Raw genomic sequence first — 5403 nt, 5'->3', positions numbered from 1 at the left:
CAGCGCCGATGGTAGTGAAGGCCTTGCCTTTGCGAGAGTAGGACGTTGCCGGGCAGAGTAAAGGACAGTGAAATTCACTGTCCTTTTTTTAATAAAAAAATAAGAAAAGCAATATGGCTGTGAAAATTATGCAGCGAGCTTTGTGAAACCTATTCAAATTCCTTAGAAGGTATCATGTCAAAATTTATTCTGTCCGTGAAAGTAACTCCATAGGTATTGATCAATGAGAAAAGGGATTTTTTTTGTTGAGATATTTAAATATTGTACGATTAGTGGATACTCGATTGACGGCTTATGATGAATAAGTTCTGACCACCATTCAATTTCGTATCTAGCAATCATTCCTAAATGATATAATATTAAATAATGGATCATTAGTTCCGGATAAAAAGATAGTTTTTTATCATTTTGTAATAAAAAATAGGAATGTTTCTCTATATGAAATCGGAAAGGTAAAATTTCTGTTATGGTGCTCTGATTTTCCTCAATATAAAATTTTATTATTGACGGATCACCGATAAACTGAATATTTTTATTTGTATTCGATTGGAAGAAGGTTTTAAAACGGTCGGATGTCATTTTAAAAAAATCAAGAACCGATTCAGGAAGTGAAAAATATTTGCCATCATAGTCAATTGGTAATCCATGATTGTGCCCAGTCCAAATAGTGAAGTAATCAATTAACTCCGGAATTTCCTTTAATAATGACTCTACCGTAAACTTTTTCCCTTCTAAATGTTTCATATGGAACATTTTGTCGGAAAAATGCGGGAACAAACCATTTTTTTGTAATTTAACCTCATCCTTTAAGTATATATAATTTTGCTTTTTTCTTTTTCGTGTTGAAACACCATGGGCCAAAACAAGACTTGATTCAGGATAGTCCGGGTCAACCGATAATACACATGCTTTAAGTAGAAAAACGAGTCCATAAAAGAGTAAAATAGGCTTAATATTTAATGAAGACCGTTCTGTTTGCTCAAAAAAGGTAATTCCTTGTTCGATGTAAGAAATAAAAGAAAAACTGTTTTCATAACTTTTCTTTTTAGCATCAATGATCTTTCTTTTATTATAAGTATGGAAAAGAAATTGCCGGGAAGTTTCTTCAGATGATAAGTAAAGATATTTTTTTAAAAGAGATGATGAAAAACTTGCAGACAAAATATAACCCCCAATTCTGAAAAATGCAATTTATTGAAAGCTCCTTGACAGTATTTTATCCAATTGGTAACCTACTAATAATAATTTTTTCTGGAGGCGCATAAACGATGTGGGATCATAAGTTTATGAAAGAAGGACTGACTTTTGACGATGTTTTATTAATACCCGCTAAATCTGAGGTATTACCTAAAGATGTTGATTTGTCTGTATCGTTAACAGATACGTTGAAATTGAATGTCCCGATTATCAGTGCCGGTATGGATACGGTAACCGAGGCAGAAATGGCGATTGCAATGGCAAGACAAGGTGGATTAGGAATTATCCATAAGAACATGTCGATTGAAGAGCAAGCTGAGCAAGTCGACCGTGTTAAGCGTTCTGAAAATGGAGTAATTACTGATCCTTTTTCTTTAACTCCTGAACATCAAGTTTATGATGCTGAGCATTTAATGGCAAAATATCGGATTTCCGGTGTTCCAATTGTAAATAATAAAGAAGAACAAAAACTAGTTGGGATTATTACAAATCGTGATCTTCGTTTTATTGAAGACTATTCAATTAAAATAAAAGATGTTATGACAAAGGAAAATTTAATTACTGCAACGGTAGGAACAACCATTGAGGAAGCAGGGAAAATTTTACAAAAGTATCGGATTGAAAAATTGCCGTTAGTTGACCAATCGGGTGTTTTAAAAGGTTTGATCACTATAAAAGATTTAGAAAAAGTGATTGAGTTTCCAAACGCAGCAAAAGATGAACAAGGCCGCTTGCTTGTTGGGGCTGCAGTCGGTATTACAAAGGATACGATGAAAAGAACGGAAATGCTCTACAAAGCGAATGTTGATGTAATTGTTGTGGATACTGCTCACGGGCACTCTAAAGGTGTAATTGAGGTTGTTAAACAAATAAAAGAGTTATACCCTGATTTAAATTTAATCGCCGGGAATGTGGCAACAGCTGAAGCTACGAAGGAATTATTTGAGGCCGGTGCAGATGTTGTTAAAGTAGGTATCGGACCGGGTTCCATCTGTACAACCCGGGTAGTGGCCGGTGTCGGTGTTCCGCAAATTACTGCCATTTATGATTGTGCATCGGTAGCTAGAAAAATGGGAAAAGCAATTATTGCTGACGGGGGCATTAAATATTCCGGAGATATTGTAAAAGCACTTGCTGCAGGTGGTCATGCTGTAATGCTAGGAAGCTTGTTAGCAGGAACTTCAGAAAGTCCCGGAGAAACCGAAATATTCCAAGGCAGAAGATTTAAAGTATATAGAGGGATGGGATCTATTGCTGCAATGGAAAAAGGCTCCAGTGATCGATATTTCCAAGAAGATAATAAAAAACTCGTTCCTGAGGGAATTGAAGGACGAGTTCCATATAAAGGTCCTTTAGCCGAAACAATCTATCAATTAGTTGGTGGCATTCGTTCTGGTATGGGTTATACCGGGGCAAAAACTTTAAAGGATTTAAGAGAAAATGCCCAATTTATTCGCATGTCCGGTGCAGGATTAAGAGAAAGTCACCCACATGACGTTCAAATTACAAAAGAAGCACCAAACTATACATTGAATTAACTGTTTTTATAAAATCATAAAAATCCCATGAAAAAATGGGATTTTTTTCTGCCCCATTAGAGTCTATTTTTTTAAAAAAAGATATGTTACACTAAAAATTAGTGTTTAAAGTTAATCTGTTGGAGGGAATATCGTTGTTTAAAAAGAAAAAGCCAATAATGATATACATAATAATCAGTTTTCTACTAATGGCAATGTTGCCTTTCGGAGGGAAACAAGTTTCAGCTGAGACCGATTCTCTTAATTTGAAAGGATCTGCTGCTATTTTAGTAGATGGGAACACCGGAAAAGTTTTATATGAAAAAAATGCTGATGAACTGCTTGGTGTAGCAAGTATGTCAAAAATGATGACTGAGTATATTGTTTTAGAAGCAATTAAAGAGGGAAAAATAAGCTGGGATCAAAAGGTTACCATCAGTAAATTTATTCACGATTTATCCAGTCCGAGTTTAGGTGTTTCAACAGTTGGATTAACCGAGGGAGAAACTTATACGGTTAAAGAATTATATGAATCGATGGCTATTCATTCTGCAAATGCTTCCACCGTGGCACTGGCTGAATTAGTAGGTGGTTCCGAGGAAAACTTTGTTAAATTAATGAATGAGAAGGCAAAAGAACTTGGTTTAAAAGATTACTATTTTGTTAATTCATCTGGTTTAAATAATGCAGATATGTTGGGAAATCATCCTGAAGGAACGGATGCAAATGATGAAAATAAAATGTCAGCACGTGCGACTGCCAAATTAGCCTATCGATTAATCAATGATTTTCCGGAAGTGTTACAAATTGCCAGCAAACCTGTTTTGAATTTTCGTGGTGAAGAATTTAAAAATTTCAACTGGATGCTTCCTGGTTTGGTTTATGAATACGAAGGTGTGGATGGTTTAAAAACGGGATCCACCGCATTTGCAGGTTATAATTTTACAGCAACTGCAGAAAGAAACGGCCAACGCTTAATTTCTGTCATCATGAAGACAGGTTCACAACAAGAACGGTTTGAAGAAACAAAAAAACTTCTTGATTACGGGTTTAATAATTTTTCAAAAGAAGAATTGTTCTCTAAAAACCATGCTGTAAAAGGAAAAACGTCTTTACCGGTAATAAAAGGGAAAGAAGACTCTGTTAAAATTGCTACGAAAGAACCGTTAAGTTTAGTTATAAAAAATGGGGAAAAGGAACAATATAAACCTAAACTGGTTCTTGATGAAAAGAAAATAAATAAAGACGGTAAGTTGACAGCACCGGTCAAAAAAGGAGAAGTTGTCGGCTATGTTACTTATCAATACAGTGGAGATGATTCAGGATTTTTATATCCGGACCAAACAGTAAAGGTTGATGTGGTTGCCAAAGAAAAAGTTGAAAAAGCAAATTGGTTTGTCTTAATGTTCAGAGGCATGGGTGGCTTTTTCGGAAACCTTTGGGATGGCATTACATCGAAAGTTTCTTCTTGGTTTTAGTTAATCATTTATGTTTAGGTTATTTTGATTCTTTATTGATGTTCAGATAAAATAATGAATTTCATACAGTTAATTCGATGACAGGAAATAGTAACAAGTTCATTTGTTTTAAGAGAGCTGATGGTTTGGTGCAAATCAGCGGCAAAGGTGACGGGAAGTCGTTTTACTTTCTTAAAAGGTCAAGGGGCTAAATTGGAACGTGCATTGATTAGCTTTATGCTTGATCTTCACACGGAAGAGCACGGTTATACAGAAATGTTGCCACCGTATTTAGTTAATCGTGCAAGTTTAACAGGAACCGGTCAATTACCAAAATTTGAAGAAGATGCATTTCTTGTTGAAAAAGAAGATTATTTCCTGATTCCAACTGCAGAAGTACCTGTGACCAATTATCATCGAGATGAAATCTTATCAGGTGAAGAATTGCCTTTGAATTATGTTGTCTATAGTGCATGTTTTCGTTCAGAAGCGGGATCTGCCGGTCGTGATACGAGAGGATTGATTCGTCAACACCAATTTAATAAAGTTGAACTAGTAAAATTTGTAAAACCGGAAGATTCTTATGAGGAATTAGAAAAGTTGACCGGACATGCAGAAAAAGTATTACAACTGCTCAAGTTACCGTATCGGGTCATGAGTATGTGTACTGCGGATTTAGGATTTACAGCAGCAAAAAAATATGATTTAGAAGTATGGTTGCCAAGTTACAATACTTATCGGGAAATCTCCTCTTGCAGTAATTTTGAAGACTTCCAGGCAAGAAGGGCAAATATCCGTTTTAGAAGAGAACCAAAGGGAAAACCGGAATTTGTCCATACACTGAATGGTTCCGGATTAGCAATTGGCCGTACGGTTGCTGCAATTTTGGAAAATTACCAACAAGCAGATGGAAGAGTGCTGATACCGGAAGTTTTACAGCCTTATATGGGTGGAAAAGAGTATATAGGATAAACGCTGGTTCATATATTAATGGAAATCAGCGAGGAGATTACCTGTTATTATATTTTATAGGCTTTTGCAGTTAAATTGATGAAAAAACAGCCATGAACCCGCGTAATTACGAGGTTTTTGGCTGTTTTCATTTGTCAAAAAGTTGTAGTGTTAGTAATCTTTTTGTACACCGCCTTATGTTATAAATTTCTTGATCTTCATGATTGAGGTAATTGCGATGTTCGTTATTCCTTGATTCCCAAAGGATAGAGAATACGTTG

At 35.5% G+C, this 5403-nt stretch carries 4 protein-coding genes; 3 read left to right on the top strand and 1 reads right to left on the bottom strand.

Annotated features, from left to right (window positions below; translation table 11 throughout):
- Positions 1-177: 177 nt before the first annotated feature.
- Positions 178-1161, bottom strand: a complete 984-nt coding sequence (locus tag LIZ98_RS16815; protein ID WP_227140322.1) for a YaaC family protein — start codon at positions 1159-1161, stop codon at positions 178-180.
- A gap of 107 nt (positions 1162-1268) precedes the next feature.
- On the opposite strand from LIZ98_RS16815, the gene guaB reads away from it, so the two are divergent.
- The 3 genes from guaB to serS all read left to right on the top strand — a co-directional run bounded on the left by guaB (position 1269) and on the right by serS (position 5143).
- Complete coding sequence (guaB, locus tag LIZ98_RS16810; RefSeq protein WP_227140323.1) at positions 1269-2735, top strand: IMP dehydrogenase; 1467 nt, start codon at positions 1269-1271, stop codon at positions 2733-2735.
- A gap of 158 nt (positions 2736-2893) precedes the next feature.
- A complete protein-coding gene (locus LIZ98_RS16805; protein WP_375293598.1) occupies positions 2894-4192 on the top strand; it encodes a serine hydrolase in 1299 nt (432 codons plus the stop codon).
- Positions 4193-4312: 120 nt separating this feature from the next.
- Positions 4313-5143: a serine--tRNA ligase gene (gene serS / locus LIZ98_RS16800; RefSeq protein ID WP_375293597.1), complete on the top strand. Its 831-nt coding sequence runs from the start codon at positions 4313-4315 to the stop codon at positions 5141-5143.
- The last annotated feature ends 260 nt before the right edge of the window (positions 5144-5403 follow it).

Origin of the sequence: Caldibacillus sp. 210928-DFI.2.18, assembly GCF_020554505.1 — a bacterium.
In the GTDB taxonomy this organism is placed as follows: Bacteria; Bacillota; Bacilli; order Bacillales; family Caldibacillaceae; genus Caldifermentibacillus; species Caldifermentibacillus hisashii.
The sequence above is the reverse complement of the archived record's forward strand: the minus strand, read 5'-3'. Positions and strand labels throughout refer to the sequence as shown.

Bases quoted from the DNA above. Each gene is read 5' to 3' on its own strand.
- guaB (WP_227140323.1), top strand. From the start codon at position 1,269: ATGTGGGATCATAAGTTTATGAAAGAAGGACTGACTTTTGACGATGTT.
- LIZ98_RS16805 (WP_375293598.1), top strand. From the start codon at position 2,894: ATGATATACATAATAATCAGTTTTCTACTAATGGCAATGTTGCCTTTC.
- serS (WP_375293597.1), top strand. From the start codon at position 4,313: ATGGTTTGGTGCAAATCAGCGGCAAAGGTGACGGGAAGTCGTTTTACT.